The sequence below is a fragment of the Streptomyces sp. NPDC000410 genome (assembly GCF_040300305.1).
GTDB lineage: Bacteria > Actinomycetota > Actinomycetes > Streptomycetales > Streptomycetaceae > Streptomyces.
In genome coordinates, this window is the sequence record NZ_JBEPDM010000006.1 from 165,800 (window position 1) to 179,972 (window position 14,173).

Genomic DNA, 14,173 nt, shown 5'->3' on the forward strand with positions numbered 1-14,173 from the left:
GCGTGGACCGTCCTGCACGGTCCACGCGGCCCCTGTGGCCCCACCGGCGCGTCAGGCGGTCGTCGGCACGTCCTCGGCGGCCACCGCGTCGCCGCCCTTGTCCGCCCCGTTCCGGCCCGCCGCGACCTCGGTCAGGTCCCGGTCCCGGGTCTCCCGGGCGCAGCCGATGGCCACGACCGTCAGCAGCGCGGCGGCGATGACGTACAGGGCGATCGGTGTCGAGCTCCCGTAGTCGACGAACAGCGCGGTCGCGATCAGCGGCGCCGGAGCACCGGCCGCCACCGAGGAGAACTGGGCCCCGATCGAGGCGCCGGAGTACCGCACGCGCGTCGCGAACATCTCCGAGAAGAACGCGGCCTGCGGCGCGTACATCGCACCGTGCAGGATCAGGCCCACGGTGACGGCCAGGAGCAGACCTCCGAACGACCTGCCGTCGATGAGCGCGAAGAAGGGGAACATCCACAGACCCACACCGACCGCACCGATCAGATACACCGGCCGGCGCCCGATCCGGTCCGACAGCGCTCCCCACGCCGGAATGACCGCGAAGTGCACGGCGGACGCGATGAGTACGGCGTTGAGCGCGGTCTGCTTGCTGAGCCCGGCGGAGGTGGTCGCGTACACCAGGATGAAGGCGGTGATCACGTAGTAGCTGATGTTCTCCGCCATCCGCGCGCCCATCGCGACCAGCACGTCGCGCCAGTGGTGCCGCAGGACGGCGACCAGGGGTGCCTTCTCGGCCTGACCGGACGCCGCCTCGCGCTCGGCGGCGTGCGCGAGCGCCGCCTTGAACACCGGCGATTCATCGACAGAGAGACGAATCCACAACCCGACGATCACCAGCACCCCGGACAGCAGGAACGGTATGCGCCACCCCCACGACGTGAACGCCGCGTCCGACAGCAGCGCCGTCAGCGCGGACAGCACCCCGGTCGCCAGCAACTGCCCGGCCGGCGCCCCGGTCTGCGGCCACGACGCCCAGAACCCACGCCGCCGGGCGTCCCCGTGCTCCGACACCAGAAGTACGGCCCCGCCCCACTCCCCGCCGAGCGCGAACCCCTGCACCAGCCGGAGCACGGTCAGCAGGACGGGAGCGGCCGTCCCGATCGTCGCGTGCGTCGGCAGCAGCCCGATCGCGAACGTCGCTCCACCCATCAGCAACAGACTCAGCACCAGCAGCTTCTTGCGCCCGAGCCGGTCCCCGTAGTGCCCGAACACCAACGCCCCGAGCGGCCGCGCGGCGAACCCGACGGCGTAGGTCAGGAACGACAGCAACGTCCCGACGAGCGGGTCGGATTCGGGAAAGAACAGCTTGTTGAAGACCAGAGCCGCGGCCGATCCGTAGAGGAAGAAGTCGTACCACTCGATGGTGGTGCCGATGAGACTCGCGGCGACGATACGGCGGAGGTTGGACGGGGGTGGGGCAGCGGTTGCGGGGGCGGCCATGAACACCACTTCCAGGCGGTCGGCGGGGACGATTGCGTGTCGCCACACCGTAGAAACGCGCTGGTCAGGGTCGTATGTGGTGGGACACCATAGTTCTGGGCACGGCTGTGCGTGCGGCCCCCATGCAGCCCCTCCACGCGGCCTGGTCCGCCTGGGCGGTCGTTGAGTCCACACCGACGGCCGACCCGATCGCCTGGGCGCGGGCAACAGCGGTTCCAGCCGCGCCCCTTGCTCATCGGTCGGGTCGGGCCGCCTCGTCACCGCCCGGACGGCCACGAGGTCCCCGGTGGGATCAGAGCGGGTTGAGGCGGGCCTTGAGCAGGCAGAACTCATTGCCTTCGGGGTCGGTCAGGACATGCCACTGCTCCTGCCCCGTCTGGCCGATGTCGGCCGGGCGCGCACCGAGCTTCAGAAGGCGTTCGAGCTCGGCGTCCTGGTCGCGGTCGGTGGCGTTGACGTCGATGTGGAGCCGGGACTTCCCCTTCTCCGGCTCATCCCTGCGACTGAGGATGATCGTCGGCTGCGGACCACCGAACCCTTCGCGCGGCCCGATCTCCAGCGTGCCGTCGTCCTCGCGATCGAGCACGACGAAGTCCAGGACCTCGCACCAGAACCGTGCCAGCAGCTCAGGGTCTCGGCAACCGAGCACGAGCTCACTGATACGACATGCCATAACGAAACCTGCTCTCGGCCTGGGAATTCCCCGGAAGACCACACGCGAACCCCATGGGCTCCCGGCAGTGCGGACAATCCCGTGACCGTACCGGACGAGGCGAGGACGGGCGAAGCGCTTTCAGGGCACGCCTCGCTTCTTTCAGGGCACACCTCGTGTGGAGGGCACACCTCGTCGAGGGGGTGCGCGGCCCGCCCCGCCGGCATGGTGGAGCGGAGCGGAGCCGCGCAACGAACCGCCCGGTTCAGCTCTTGACCGGGGTGAGCACCACGAAGTCCGCGTTCGACGGGTCGACACAGACGGCGAGCCGGCCGACTCCCTCCGCGTCCTCCGGCCCCATCTGCACGTTGCCCCCGTTCCCGGTGACCTTGGCGACCGCGGCGTCGCAGTCCTCGACGTGGAAGACCGGGTGCCAGTACGGCCGCCCGTTCGTCAGGGCGAGGTTCTCCTTCGGCAGGCCCATGATGCCGCCCTGCATCCGCTCCTCGGGCGCCCCGGCCGGGGTGACCAGGGAGTACGTGCCACCGCCGCCCGGCAGTTCCATGTCGCTGTACCACCAGCCGAAGACATCGCCGTAGAACTTCTTCGCGCCCGCGACATCGCTCGTGTACAGCTCCGTCCAGGACAGCGAGCCCGGCGCGTCCATCAGCTCCACGCCCGTGTTGGTGCCCGGCTGCCAGGCGGCGAACTGGCCGCCCAGGGGGTCGCTGTACTGCGCCATCCGGCCCCACTCGTCGAGGTCCATGGGAGCCACCCGGACCGTGCCGCCCGCCTGTTCGACCGCCCGGGTGGTGGCGTCCGCGTCGGTGACGCTGTAGTAGATCATCCATGCCGAGCGCGCGCCCTCCTCGGTGAGCTTGCCGAGCCCGGCGACGATCTTGCCGTCCTTGCGGAACATCCCGCCTTCCATGTCCTCGCCGCCCTCCATGGGCTCGTACTCCCAGCCGAGTACGGCGCCGTAGAACGCCGCCGCGGCCTGTACGTCGGGTGCGCCGAGGTCGAGCCAGCACGGGGCGCCGGGAACGGGGTCGGTGGTGATCATGAGGATTTCCCCTTCGAAGGTCCGTGTCACGTCAGCCTGACACCGGGCCGCCGGTCGCGCACGACGGCCGGATGGGCAGGCCCGTCGGCTCGTACGGCCGACTCTTCAACGGTTGGACTCCGCACGCCCCCGAAACTCATCGCCCCGCCACCGACCTCGGAGTCCGCCACCATGCGGGCGGCCGTGGCCCGGATGCGGACAGCCCTCCGGAAGCGGCCTGGACGGCTGGACCAGGGGACAGAGGATGCGCCTCGCGCTGCTAGGGTGACGTGCGCTCGTCAAGATCCGTCGGGCGCATTCCCTGCATACCCACACTTTCAACGGGGGTTGAAACGTGAAGATTCGTCATGTCCGCGCCATTGCCGTCTTCGGTATCGCTGTCGTCGCCCTGACCGGAGCCCGCGGCTCCAGCGGTGGTGGCTGCGACAACGGCTCGTCGTCCTCGTCCTCCTCCTCGTCGAGCGGTGGCAGCAGCGACGGTTCGAGCAGCAGTGGCTCGACCACCGGGGACACCGGGTACACCGGGGGCTCGGGGGACACGACGAGCGGTTCCAGCTCCACCTCCGGTTCGAGCTCCAGCTCGGGCACGATCTCCGGTACCGGCGGCGGCAAGTCCAAGACCCGCGCCGAGGATGACGTGAAGATCGAGTCCTGCGTCTACGACCCGTCGCGCGGCATGGTCGCCACGGTGAGCGCCCGCAACAGCAGCGACACCGAGCGGTACACGTACAAGTTCAGCGTGAAGTTCACGGACCCCGAGGGCACGCTGCTCCGGGAGAGCAACTCCACCATCCCGTGGGTCGGTCCCGCCACCACGGAGACCCTCGACGTCTCCGCCGTCTACGTCCCCCGGTCCGGCGACGGCAGCGGCGGCACGTGCCGCCTCACCAAGGTCGAGCGCACCATCGAGTCGTAAGGCGCGGCCGTAAAGGCGTGAGGTTCCAGGACTTCGGGCCCTGGAACCTCACCGGTGCCTCTCTCGACCCGCGCCCCACTGTGGTGGAGGTCAGTCGCGCGCGACGGCGCGGGTCAGGAAGTGGCCGGAGGCGTCCTCGTACTCGTCCAGGCGCCAGCCGGTCGATTCGAGAGCGGGAGCGAGATTGCTCTCGGCGAGCAGGTCGTCGGGGTCGAGGGGGCGGCCGTGGCGTGCGGCGCGTTCGACCCGGCCGGAGGGGTGGAAGAGGAGCAGGACGCCGCCCGGGACGGTGACCCGGGCCCATTCCCGCAGGGCGGTGTGCGGGTCCGGCAGGTGGTCGAGGAGCCCGGCCGAGAAGATGCCGTCCACGGACGCGCCGGGCAGCGGGAGCCGGGTGCAGTCGGCGGCGAGCAGATGGCCGTGGCGGGTGCGGCCGTGCCGGGTGGCGGCCGTCAGCATGGCCGGGGTGACGTCGATGCCGAGGACCCCACCCGAGGGCCCGACCTGCGCCCGGAGCGCGGGCATGGCCCGTCCCGTCCCGCAGCCGAGGTCTACCGCCCGCCCGCCGGGGGCCAGTCCCAGGCGCGAGACCGCGGCCTCGTAAGCCGGGGTCTGGTAGGCGAACCGCTCCTCCCAGGCGTCCGCCCGACGGGTGAAGAAGGCCCGGGTGGTGGTGTGTTCGGCGCGGGTGGCGACGAGTGCCGCGAACCGGCCGAGCAGTTCCTCGCCCCAGGGGCCGAGAGCGGGCCCTGTCGGCGACTCCTCTTCCGTGCTGCCGTCCTGCGGGAGGAATCGCACGCCCCAGGCGCTGACGCCGATGCGGAACGCCTGCTCCGGGTACCCGTCGCAGGAGGCCAGCACGACCGCGCCGGCGGGCAGCTCCAGGGGACCGGCCGCCGGCCGCAGCGAGGGGGAGAGCCGAGAGGTCCCGCCGAAGATCGGGTCGGTGCGGGCGGCGGGGGTGAGCTCCACCGTCCGGCCGGCGGCGGGTGCGCCGGAGCGGGAGTACGTGGCTGTGCCCGCGCCTTCGGCCAGCAGCCGTGCACCGGAGCCGAGGGCCAGCACGGGCACCTCGGCGGCGAGGGCGTCCCGCACGAGACCCGGGTCGGGGGTTCCCGCGGTCAGGGCGCCGTCCGGTGGGGCGGACCGGGGGGCGCCCAGGATGATCAGGCCCTCGACCCCGCTGAGGTCGGCGCTCGGAACCTCGCTGTCCGTGAGCAGGACCGTGCGGGTTGCCAGACCTGCCGAGGCGAGCACCTTGCGCACGGTGGGCGGAGTCTCCGCAGAAGCGTCCCGCACGATGACAACCGGCATCTCTCGCTCCTCGCATTCGAGCCATCCTGGCCGTTTCGGATGGCATATACGTAAGGATGCGCCCATGGGGGGTGCATATGCCAGACCGTATCCCTCTGTGGGATGCCGCGTCGGCGCAACGCCTGGGTGGGTGGGCAGGCGGGCGGGTGGGACGCGGGAGGCCGGGGAGCGCGCAAGCCCCTGCGTGCCGAAACCGCAATCGGCGCGCAGGGGCCATCTGCCGGTCGTCCTGGGGCGGCGAGAGCCACTCCTCCGCCCCGGGGCCGGTGCGTGTGCCAGTCAACCAAGGATCGCCCGGCGGGGCGACTGGTTCCGGGCACGGAAACAGGCCAGTGCGGCCTGCGTGGATGCAGTTAATCATCCAAGAGGTGAATCCGCCACAATGGCCTGCATCTGCGAGGGAGTGGGCTGTTCAGCGCCGCTTATGCCACTTCGCTCAGTGGCTTGTGGGTGAGGTGGGTGGTACGTGCCGAGTTCAGAGCCCGGCGACCTTGGCACTCGCCGACAGCTCGTAGACCAGGGTGACCGTGCGGTTGCCGCCGGGCGGGAGGGTGACGTCCCACCGGGCGATGCCCTCGGCATCGAGCGCGTCGGGTGCCGGGGAGCAGGCTTCCTCGCGCAGGCGTATCTCCACCGCCGAGACCTCGGAGACCGGGATTCGCTCCCGGAGGACCACCACCCGTTCGCCCTGCTCCCCGGGAGCGGAGAACCGGGACAGATGCAGCCGGACCGTGCGGGTGACCACGGTCCGCTGGGTGATCCCGGCGGAGTGGCGGGACTCCTCGGCATGCCGGACCACCCGATAGTCGTCGCGGCTGCCGAAGGCGAGCTCGACAGGGGCGCCGGGGGCGGCGAAGTCCAGCGTGCCGTGGCCGCTGAATCCGCTGCCGCGGACCAGGTCCACGGGCCCGGCGAGCAGTGCGTGGCCGGACACGTTGGTGAACCGCACCACCTCCGTGACCAGCGGGGACAGCTCGGGTGAGCAGGCGTACTCGCTGCTCGCGGCCGAGGTGCTGGAGGAGAGCGGCACCCGGTGGGCGCGGCCGTCCCCCGGCACGGAGACCGGCCGGGGCGAGACGAGTACCCGTGCCTCGCCGCCGTCGTCCACCCCCGGCAGGCCGAGCACCGGGGCGGGGCCGAGATCTCCGATCTCCTCCTCGCGCAGCTCGACGTCGACCGTGCGGCGCTCCGCGGCGGAGCGGTCCTTCAGCGTCAGCAGGTCCTCACCCAGCCGCGGTGGATCGGTGGCCAGCGCCGACCGGGCCGTCGACAACGTCAGCCGTACGTCCGACCAGTCCTCGCCGGTGCGCTGCCAGACCATCGCGTCGGTCTCCAGCGTCAGGGAGTCCCCGTCGAGCACGGCGCGGTAGGCGGGCCGCCACAGCGCACACGGGGTGAGGTGGCTCAGGCGCAGCCCGACCGGCCCGGCGACTGCCGCCTCCACGGTCAGCTCGATGTGGCCGACCAGCTCGGCGGGCTCGTCCTCGGAGAGGCCCATGGCCCGCTGGGCCTCGCCGAGTTCGACGGTGAGGGCGGCCAACCGGGCCTCCGCGGACCGCAGCTGCTCGCCGTACGTGTCGCGCTCCTCGTCGACCCGGTCCAGTTCGCGGGCCCAGCGGGGCCCTTCGGTCTCCCCGGAGCCGGCGCCTTCGCCGATCTCCCGCAGCAGATCGGCGGCGAGGCGGCCGAGCACGTCGAGGCGGGCGCGCAGCCGGTCGCGGCGCTGCCCCAGGACGACCCGCTCCTCTTCGAGGGCGTGCACGCGCCGACGCAGGGCGGAGTCGTCGTCGGTGGGCGGCAGCGGCCCGCGCGGTGTCCAGCTGCGGACGATCCGCACGTCGAGCACGGTCGCCGGGTGATCGGCGGTCAGCTCGGCGTGGAGCGTACGGTCGACGGCCAGCGCACTGACCGGCCCGAGACGCAGCCGCTGGACCCCGGCCTCCAGGTCGAGCACGACGGCGCGCTCGACATGGGCGCGATCCTCCAGGCAGGTAACGGCGGTGACGGGCAGGGCGATCGGCTTCGGGGCGATCAGCTCCGGGGCGGTGGACGGGGCGGTGGACATGGCGTGTGTCAGCTCCTGCGGTTGCCGCCGACCAGGGCCTTGCCGGCCGGGATGCGGATCTCGTAGCCGCCGTCGAGGGCGGCGGTGCCGCCGGCGGGCAGGTCCACCCGCCAGACGCGGGTGCCCGGGGCATGGTGTTCGGATCCCGCGCCGTCCTCGGGTGCCGTCCAGTCGGCCCGTTCCTCGATCCGGACGTCCGGTTCGGAGGTGACCGGCACCCGCTCGCGGACCTCGACGGTGACGGGCCTCGCGAGCCGGTTGGCCAGCTCCACGTGGACGCGGTGGTCGAGCACGGTGGTGTTGCCGCGCAGGCCGGAGGTCGACTCGTGGAGGTTCGTACGGCGGGTGACCCGGACGCTCTCGGCCGGCCCGAGCCCTACCCGGCGGACACCGCCGGGCGCGAGCGTGGGCAGTGCGGCGGTCAGCAGGAAGTCGTCGTCGACGGTGACCTCCACCGGGCCGGCCAGCAGGGCCTGGTCGGTGGCGTTGGAGAGCACCAGCGTCGCGTACACGGTCTGCTCCACGGACGGCACGCACAGGTACTGGGTGCGCAGGCCGACCGGGATCTCGGCGACGGTGACGGTGTGCCAGGTGCCGTCCGACGGAATGTCGGCGCGCGCGGCGGCATCGAAGCGGTGGTCGAAGGAACCCGCCGACTCGCGGGGCCGCACGGCGTGCCCGGGCAACGGCAGCGAGGCCACCGTCTCGGCACGGCGGCGATGCTCGGCCGCCACCGGATCGAAGGCGGCGTCGGGAAACAGCCGCCCTCGGCGACCGATCTGCTCGTCGGGGCCGCGCAGGACGAGGGCGGCGTAGTCGAGCTCGGCGCCGCTCGGCTGCGGCGGACCGGCCACCGGTGCCGGAGCCGCCCCTCCCGGAGCCGGCGGTGGCGGCGCAGCCCCGCCGGGAGCCGCGGGTGCCATGGCGGCGGGGGCACCCGCGAACCCGCCGCGGGTACGCGGCCTGCCCGACGGCTGCGAGGGGGCCGGCGGTGCGAGGCCGGGTGTCGGGCGCGCAGGGGGCGGCCCGCCGTAGCCCTGCGGTACCGCCGGGGGTGGTGGCGGTGGCGGAAGGGGGCCGCTGGGGGCAGCCACGGGCGCGGAACCGACCGCGACAGCCGCGGGTGCCACGGTCGTGTCAGGGCGAGGACCTGCCGCGTCGTACCCCGCGAACAGGCCGGCGAGCCCCGCCGGGGGCTCGCGCCAGCCGGACGGTGCGGGGGCGGCCTGACGGCGTCCGATCCGGATCGAGCGGAGCCTCGGCAGGTCGGTGCGGCGCCGCAGGTCGGCGGTGGCCAGCGCGATGCGCACGCCGGTCCAGTCCTCGCCGGTGCGCTGGGCGACCGAGGCGCGCAGCACCAGGCGGCCGGTGCCGTCGCCCTGACGGTGGGTGAGACGGTACGCCGGCACCCAAACGGCACCCGGCACCCCGTACTCCAGCTCCAGCTCAACCTCCGGGGCACCGGTGCCGTCGAGGGTCAGGACCGCGCAGACCGTGGTCCCGACGTGCGCTGACGGGGCGTCGGTGGAGGCGCGGGCGAGCCGGTCCGTGGCGACGTCGAGTTCGTGCCCGACGCGGCGCAGCGCCTCCTCCAGCTCGACGAGACGGGTGTGCAGTCCCGTCAGCCGCTCGTCGACGAAGTCGGCGAGTTCCAGCCAGGCGTCGACCGGGGTGCGGCGGTGCGGGTCCTCGCGTTTGCGGGCGGGCGGGACCGGGTGCAGTGCCCTGACCTCCTCGATCAGGCTCAGTTGCCGGTCCCGGCGGCCCTGCGCCGCCGCGTACTCGTCGCGCAGCCGCTCGACCTCGCGCTGCAACGATTCGGGGGCGCCGGTGTCGAGCGGCTCCGCCTCGACCTCCACCCGGGCCTGGGTGACGCGCACCCCGGGGGCGCGTAGCACCCGGGCCCGGAGCGATCCCGGGTCCAGCGAGCGGGGCAGTCCCGTCACCCGCACCCGGCCGTCCGGCGGCACGCTGCCCCGGGCCAGGCGGCGGCAGAGGGCGCCCTGCGCGTACACCACGACCGAATCGAGGGTCGATCCCCACCTCTGTGCTGTCTCCGCCGTCATGTGCTCCGCCCCCCGGCCGCGTCCGTGCTGAGCGAAGCCTACGCCCGAGCGGTCGGCGCATCCCCGTCGCATCCGCATTGCGTCCGCATCGCGGCCCGATGTCAGTGGCCTGTCGTACGGTCGGGGTGTGTGTACGTCCGACGAAGTCCGTGAACTCGCCCTCGCCCTGCCCGACACGACCGAGAAGGAGGCCTGGTCCATGCCCACCTTCAGGGTCGCCGGGAAGATGTTCCTGACCCTGCCCGACGACGAGATGTCGATGGCCGTCCGCTGCCCGAAGCAGGAGCGCGACGAGCTGGTCCTCGCCGAGCCCGAGAAGTTCTGGGTCGCGGACCACGAGGCGTCCTCCGCCTGGGTGCGGGTGCGCCTGGCCGCCCTCGACGACGCGGACGAACTCCGTGCGATCGTCGTCGACTCCTGGCGCCAGGCGGCTCCGCCAGGGTTGCTCAAGGCCCACCCGGACCTCGGGCCCCCGGCATAGCGGGGCCCTCCGCGTTCCGGCTCATGTCTCGGAGCCGGGCGCGACCGCACCTCCCCGTATCCGTGGGGGAGCGGTGTCGAGGCTCGCCACATCGGGTTCCTCGGCACCGGTCCGGTGCCCTCGGTCGCGCGCGACGAGAGCCTCACGACTCCAGCCGCGCCGCCAGTTCCCCGGGCAGCGCGTCGCGGTTCTGGACCGTCACCTGGACCAGTTCGATGTCGGCGCGCCGCTTGAGGGCGTCGGTGAACGGGTCGTGGTGCGCGTGCACGGTGGCGACGACGTCGATGTCGGCCGCGAGCAGTTCCCCCACGGTCTCCCGGAACGCGGAGCTGGACAGCTCCATCCGGCCCAACTCGTCGACGAGCGCGAGGTCCCCCGGCGCCGGATTCCGTGACAGCGGGGCGAGGGCCGACAGCGCGAGCTCGTCCATGACGCGCGGATCGACACCGTAGCGGCCGACGCGCGGCGGTCCGGGAAAGGCGACATGTGCGAGCACGGCCCGCCTGCCGTCCAGCGTCTCCAGCGCGAAGCCGACCCGGGCGGTGCCCTCCCGGATCTCCTCCGTCGTGAAACCGACGGGCATACGGGTGCGCAGCAGGGAGGCCAGCCGCCGCACAGCGGTCGTCTTGCCCACGCCAGGGCGCCCTTCGAGCAGGATCCTCGTCGCCATGTTCCGACCTCGGCACCACCCCGGTGGCAAGTGCGCCGGGTGTTCATTCGGCTGCCGCCGGCCTTGTACGGAGTTCCCTGAGATATTCCTCCGCCCGCCAGACGGCCTCCAGCGCCGTTCGCCGGTCCATCAGGACGCACAAGGTGTAGGCGGTGTCCCTGAAGGACGCGCTGATCTTGGGGTTGGCCGGATCACGCAGCATCCGGCACTCCTGCCGCCGGTATCTGCGAAGAACCTTGGTCACCTCGGACGCACTGGGCATCAGCATGTCCCTACCTCCCCTGAGAGGTGTCGGTACGACAGCAGACAAGGGCGAGAACGCGCGGCACCCGAATGGCGGAGGCCGCGCCTCACCATTGTTGGTCCCCGCCTTCCGTCACGCTTGTTGGCGAATCAACCATCGACGACGAACACCTTCTTCGCGCAGGGCAGCAGAGCCGAGTGGGCGGCCATGAGCCCGACCGGCCCGCCGCCGTACACGGCCGCCTTCGCGAGGACATCGCCGACCGCTGACCCCGGGCCCGCGACAGCTGAGGGGCCGCACCGCGGGATTCAGGAACTGTGGTCCGTGAAGGGGCCGTTGGCGGTGAAGGCCAGCTCGGCGAAGCGTTCGCCGATGCGGCGGTGGGTGGCGGCGTCCGGGTGGAGTTGGTCGGGCAGCGGCATTTCGGCGAAGTCGGCCTCGCCGTAGAGGTCGCGGCCGTCGAGATGGTGCAGGTTCGGGTCCTCGGGCGCCCGTTGCTCCACGATCCGCGCCAGCGCGTCCCGGATGACGCCCAGGGTCAGTTTCCCGCTCGCGCGTTCCGCCGGGTCGCCCGCGGCCCGGAACCGCAGCCGGCCGGTGCTCAGGGCGGTGAGGTCCGGGACGCTGGGACCCGGTGTGTCCTCGTGGATGGGGCACAGGATGGGCGAGACGACCAGCAACGGAGTGGAGGGGTGGCCGTCGCGGATGGTGTCGAGGAAGCCGTGGACGGCGGGAGTGAAGGCGCGCAGGCGCATCAGGTCGGTGTTGACCAGGTTGATGCCGATCTTGATGCTGATCAGGTCGGCGGGGGTGTCCCGCAGCGCGCGGGCGGTGAACGGGTCGAGCAGGGCGCTGCCGCCCAGACCCAGGTTGATCAGTTCCACGCCGCCGAGGGAGGCGGCGAGTGCGGGCCAGGTGGTGGTGGGGCTCGCGGCGTCGGAGCCTTGGCTGATCGAACTGCCGTGATGCAGCCATACCTTGCGGCCCCGGTCCGGCACGGCCTCGACGGGCGCGTCGGTGCGCAGGGCGACGAGTTCGGTGGTCTCGTTGTGCGGCAGCCAGATCTCGACGTCCTTCACACGGTCGGGCAGGCTGGTGAAGCGGAGGGTGCCGGGAGGGCCGGGCCGGTGCTCGGCGGTCCCGGTGGTCATGTCGATGGTCAGGGTGTTGCCGCCGGCCACGCCTGCCCGGCCGGCCGGGCGGCCGTCTACGAGCAGGTCGTACATGCCGTCGGGGCGGGCCGGGGCGCCGACGTAGATCCGCTTGGTGGGCAGCGTGTCCACTTCCACGGCGGTGGCCCGGGTGCGGAAGGCCAGCCGTACACCGGAGGGCTGGGCCTCCGCCATGGCGAGCTGCCCGTCGCTGCACTGGGCGCGGGCCCGCGCGGGCAGCCGGTGCGGCAGCACGCCGTGCGCGGTGTGTTCCAGGTCGAGGGCGCCGCGCAGGATGTCCGAGCTGATGGGCGTGGTGATCCAGTGGTGCGTGGTGTGCGTGGCATTCCTGGGGTTCATGGCCTTAGGGCTTGTCCTCATCCGTTGAGCAGGGGTTGCTGACCGGCCGGTTCAGGGCGCGGGCCAGTTCCGCAGCAGGGCGTCGAGGGCGTCCACGATCCGCGACCAGGTTTCCTGGGTGTCGGGGGCGCTGTGGCTGAACCCTCCCCCCATCTCCAGGCTGACGTAGCCGTGGAAGACGCTGCCCAGCAGCCGGACCGCGTGCGTCTGGTCCGGCTCCGTGAGGTCGTAGCCGCGCAGGATCGCCCGCGTCATCTGTGCGTGCCTGACACCGGCGCTCGCGGCCGCCGCCTCCGGGGTGAGCCTCAGCTGAGCCGCCGCGTAGCGGCCGGGATGCTCCCGGGCGTAGTCGCGGTAGACGTCGGCGAAGGCGGCCAGGGCGTCCTTGCCGGCCCGCCCGGCCAGGGCGGCGGCGCCCCGGTCGGCCAGCTCCTCCAGGGCGAACAGGGCGATCTTGGTCTTGAGGTCCTGGGAGTTCTTCAGGTGCGAGTACAGACTCGCGACCTTGACGTCGAAGCGCCTGGCGAGCGCCGAGACGGTCACCTGGTCAAAGCCGACCTCGTCGGCCAGTTCAGCCCCGGCCCGGGTCAGGCGCTCCACGGTCAGTCCTACGCGTGCCATGGCCCTCCTCCCGTTCGCCGGAGTCGATTATGCATTTACCTAATACCTTTAGGCAAATCTGTGTCCGGCGCCACGCGCTGAACCAATTTCCGGCGGCGAGTGAACCTTCGCGGTCGTTTCCCGGTCTGGAAGCACGGCAAGTGCCGAAGGGCCAACGACCCCAAAAGTCCGGACCTTTGGCGTCATTCCGAGAAGTGGAGACCAACCCCCCATGAGAGTTTCCCTGCCCCGTCGCCGTGCCCGCCGGATAACCTCCGTCGGCCTCGCGTCGAGCGCGGCACTGGCGCTGGTCGCGTCGGCCGTCACCACAGCCACGGCCCAGGCGGCGTCGTCCGACGAGCGGGCCAAGCCCGGCGCCAGGATCATCGGTGGCGTTCAGCAGCCCGACAACGCCTACCCCTGGATGGCGGCCCTGCTGACCAAGGGCCCCGGCAGCGCCCAGAAGCGCCAGTTCTGCGGCGGCAGCCTGCTCAGCCCCGACATCATCCTGACCGCCGCCCACTGTGTGACGGGCACCGACGCGAAGGACATCGAAGTCACCGTCGGCCGCACCGTGCTGTCCAACAAGCGCCAGGGACAGCTCCGTAACGTGAACACCATCGTCTCGCACCCCCGCTACCTCAAGGGGGACGAGGCGTACGACCTGGCTCTGCTCGAACTGGCCAAGCCGGTCACGGGCATTGCCGCCGTCAAGCTGCCGACCCTGGGTACCGACGCCCTCCTGCGTCCCGGCGCCCAGGCCACGGTCATCGGCTGGGGCAACACGAACACCGAGCTGCCCACCTTCCCCGACCGGCTGCGCGGCGTGAACGTGCCGCTGCTTTCGCACCCCGAGTGCACGGCGACCTACCCGGAATACAACAAGGCCGTCAACGTCTGCGCCGGTGTCGAGGGCAAGGACTCCTGCCAGGGTGACAGCGGTGGTCCGCTGTTCCGCAAGGTGTCGGGCCGTACGTACCAGATCGGCATCGTGTCGTACGGCGAGGGCTGCGCCGAGCAGGGTGCCCCGGGCGTGTACGCCTCCACCAGCTCGGCCAAGCTGTGGAACACCCTCGCCGAGTCACCCGAGGGCAAGCGGCTCAAGAAGAAGCTCGGCCGCTGACACCGACCCTGACGTCGCGTCA

The 14,173-nt window shown here is 72.1% G+C and carries 13 protein-coding genes; 3 read left to right on the forward strand and 10 right to left on the reverse strand.

Annotated elements, in window-relative coordinates; genetic code table 11:
• Nucleotides 1–51: 51 nt before the first annotated feature.
• The 3 genes from ABT342_RS10645 to ABT342_RS10655 form a co-directional block, all read right to left on the reverse strand.
• Nucleotides 52–1,446 (reverse strand): MFS transporter, encoded by a 1,395-nt coding sequence (locus ABT342_RS10645; RefSeq protein WP_351570099.1) that lies wholly within the window; start codon nucleotides 1,444–1,446, stop codon nucleotides 52–54.
• A 292-nt stretch (nucleotides 1,447–1,738) separates the two neighbouring features.
• The gene (locus ABT342_RS10650) at nucleotides 1,739–2,119 is read right to left on the reverse strand and encodes a VOC family protein (RefSeq protein WP_338933101.1); all 381 of its coding nucleotides are present in this window, start codon (nucleotides 2,117–2,119) and stop codon (nucleotides 1,739–1,741) included.
• 244 nt (nucleotides 2,120–2,363) lie between these two features.
• Nucleotides 2,364–3,161, reverse strand: a complete 798-nt coding sequence (locus ABT342_RS10655; RefSeq protein ID WP_351570103.1) for a VOC family protein — start codon at nucleotides 3,159–3,161, stop codon at nucleotides 2,364–2,366.
• 334 nt (nucleotides 3,162–3,495) lie between these two features.
• Between ABT342_RS10655 and ABT342_RS10660 the strand changes: the two genes are divergently transcribed.
• Entirely contained in the window at nucleotides 3,496–4,077 is a 582-nt protein-coding gene (locus ABT342_RS10660) for a hypothetical protein (RefSeq protein WP_351570106.1), read from the forward strand.
• Between the two features lie 90 nt (nucleotides 4,078–4,167).
• Here ABT342_RS10660 and ABT342_RS10665 read toward each other — a convergent pair whose 3' ends face one another.
• The 3 genes from ABT342_RS10665 to ABT342_RS10675 all read right to left on the reverse strand — a co-directional run bounded on the left by ABT342_RS10665 (nucleotide 4,168) and on the right by ABT342_RS10675 (nucleotide 9,522).
• Nucleotides 4,168–5,391 (reverse strand): methyltransferase domain-containing protein, encoded by a 1,224-nt coding sequence (locus tag ABT342_RS10665; protein WP_351570108.1) that lies wholly within the window; start codon nucleotides 5,389–5,391, stop codon nucleotides 4,168–4,170.
• 475 nt (nucleotides 5,392–5,866) lie between these two features.
• Nucleotides 5,867–7,456: a mucoidy inhibitor MuiA family protein gene (locus tag ABT342_RS10670; RefSeq protein ID WP_351570111.1), complete on the reverse strand. Its 1,590-nt coding sequence runs from the start codon at nucleotides 7,454–7,456 to the stop codon at nucleotides 5,867–5,869.
• 8 nt (nucleotides 7,457–7,464) lie between these two features.
• Nucleotides 7,465–9,522 (reverse strand): DUF4139 domain-containing protein, encoded by a 2,058-nt coding sequence (locus ABT342_RS10675; protein WP_351570114.1) that lies wholly within the window; start codon nucleotides 9,520–9,522, stop codon nucleotides 7,465–7,467.
• A 127-nt stretch (nucleotides 9,523–9,649) separates the two neighbouring features.
• Between ABT342_RS10675 and ABT342_RS10680 the strand changes: the two genes are divergently transcribed.
• A complete protein-coding gene (locus tag ABT342_RS10680) occupies nucleotides 9,650–10,003 on the forward strand; it encodes an MmcQ/YjbR family DNA-binding protein (RefSeq protein WP_351570117.1) in 354 nt (117 codons plus the stop codon).
• Between the two features lie 142 nt (nucleotides 10,004–10,145).
• Here the strand turns inward: ABT342_RS10680 and ABT342_RS10685 are convergent, their stop codons facing one another.
• From ABT342_RS10685 to ABT342_RS10700, 4 genes are all read right to left on the reverse strand, one after another.
• Complete coding sequence (locus tag ABT342_RS10685; protein WP_351570120.1) at nucleotides 10,146–10,673, reverse strand: nucleoside-triphosphatase; 528 nt, start codon at nucleotides 10,671–10,673, stop codon at nucleotides 10,146–10,148.
• A 43-nt stretch (nucleotides 10,674–10,716) separates the two neighbouring features.
• Complete coding sequence (locus ABT342_RS10690) at nucleotides 10,717–10,941, reverse strand: DUF5133 domain-containing protein (protein WP_351570123.1); 225 nt, start codon at nucleotides 10,939–10,941, stop codon at nucleotides 10,717–10,719.
• 284 nt (nucleotides 10,942–11,225) lie between these two features.
• Nucleotides 11,226–12,428 carry a GDSL-type esterase/lipase family protein gene (locus ABT342_RS10695; RefSeq protein ID WP_351570126.1) on the reverse strand — a complete coding sequence of 401 codons (1,203 nt, stop codon included), beginning with the start codon at nucleotides 12,426–12,428 and terminating at the stop codon, nucleotides 11,226–11,228.
• A 51-nt stretch (nucleotides 12,429–12,479) separates the two neighbouring features.
• Entirely contained in the window at nucleotides 12,480–13,049 is a 570-nt protein-coding gene (locus tag ABT342_RS10700) for a TetR/AcrR family transcriptional regulator (protein ID WP_351570129.1), read from the reverse strand.
• A 211-nt stretch (nucleotides 13,050–13,260) separates the two neighbouring features.
• Between ABT342_RS10700 and ABT342_RS10705 the strand changes: the two genes are divergently transcribed.
• Nucleotides 13,261–14,151, forward strand: coding sequence for a S1 family peptidase (locus ABT342_RS10705; protein ID WP_351570132.1), 891 nt, complete (start codon nucleotides 13,261–13,263; stop codon nucleotides 14,149–14,151).
• The last annotated feature ends 22 nt before the right edge of the window (nucleotides 14,152–14,173 follow it).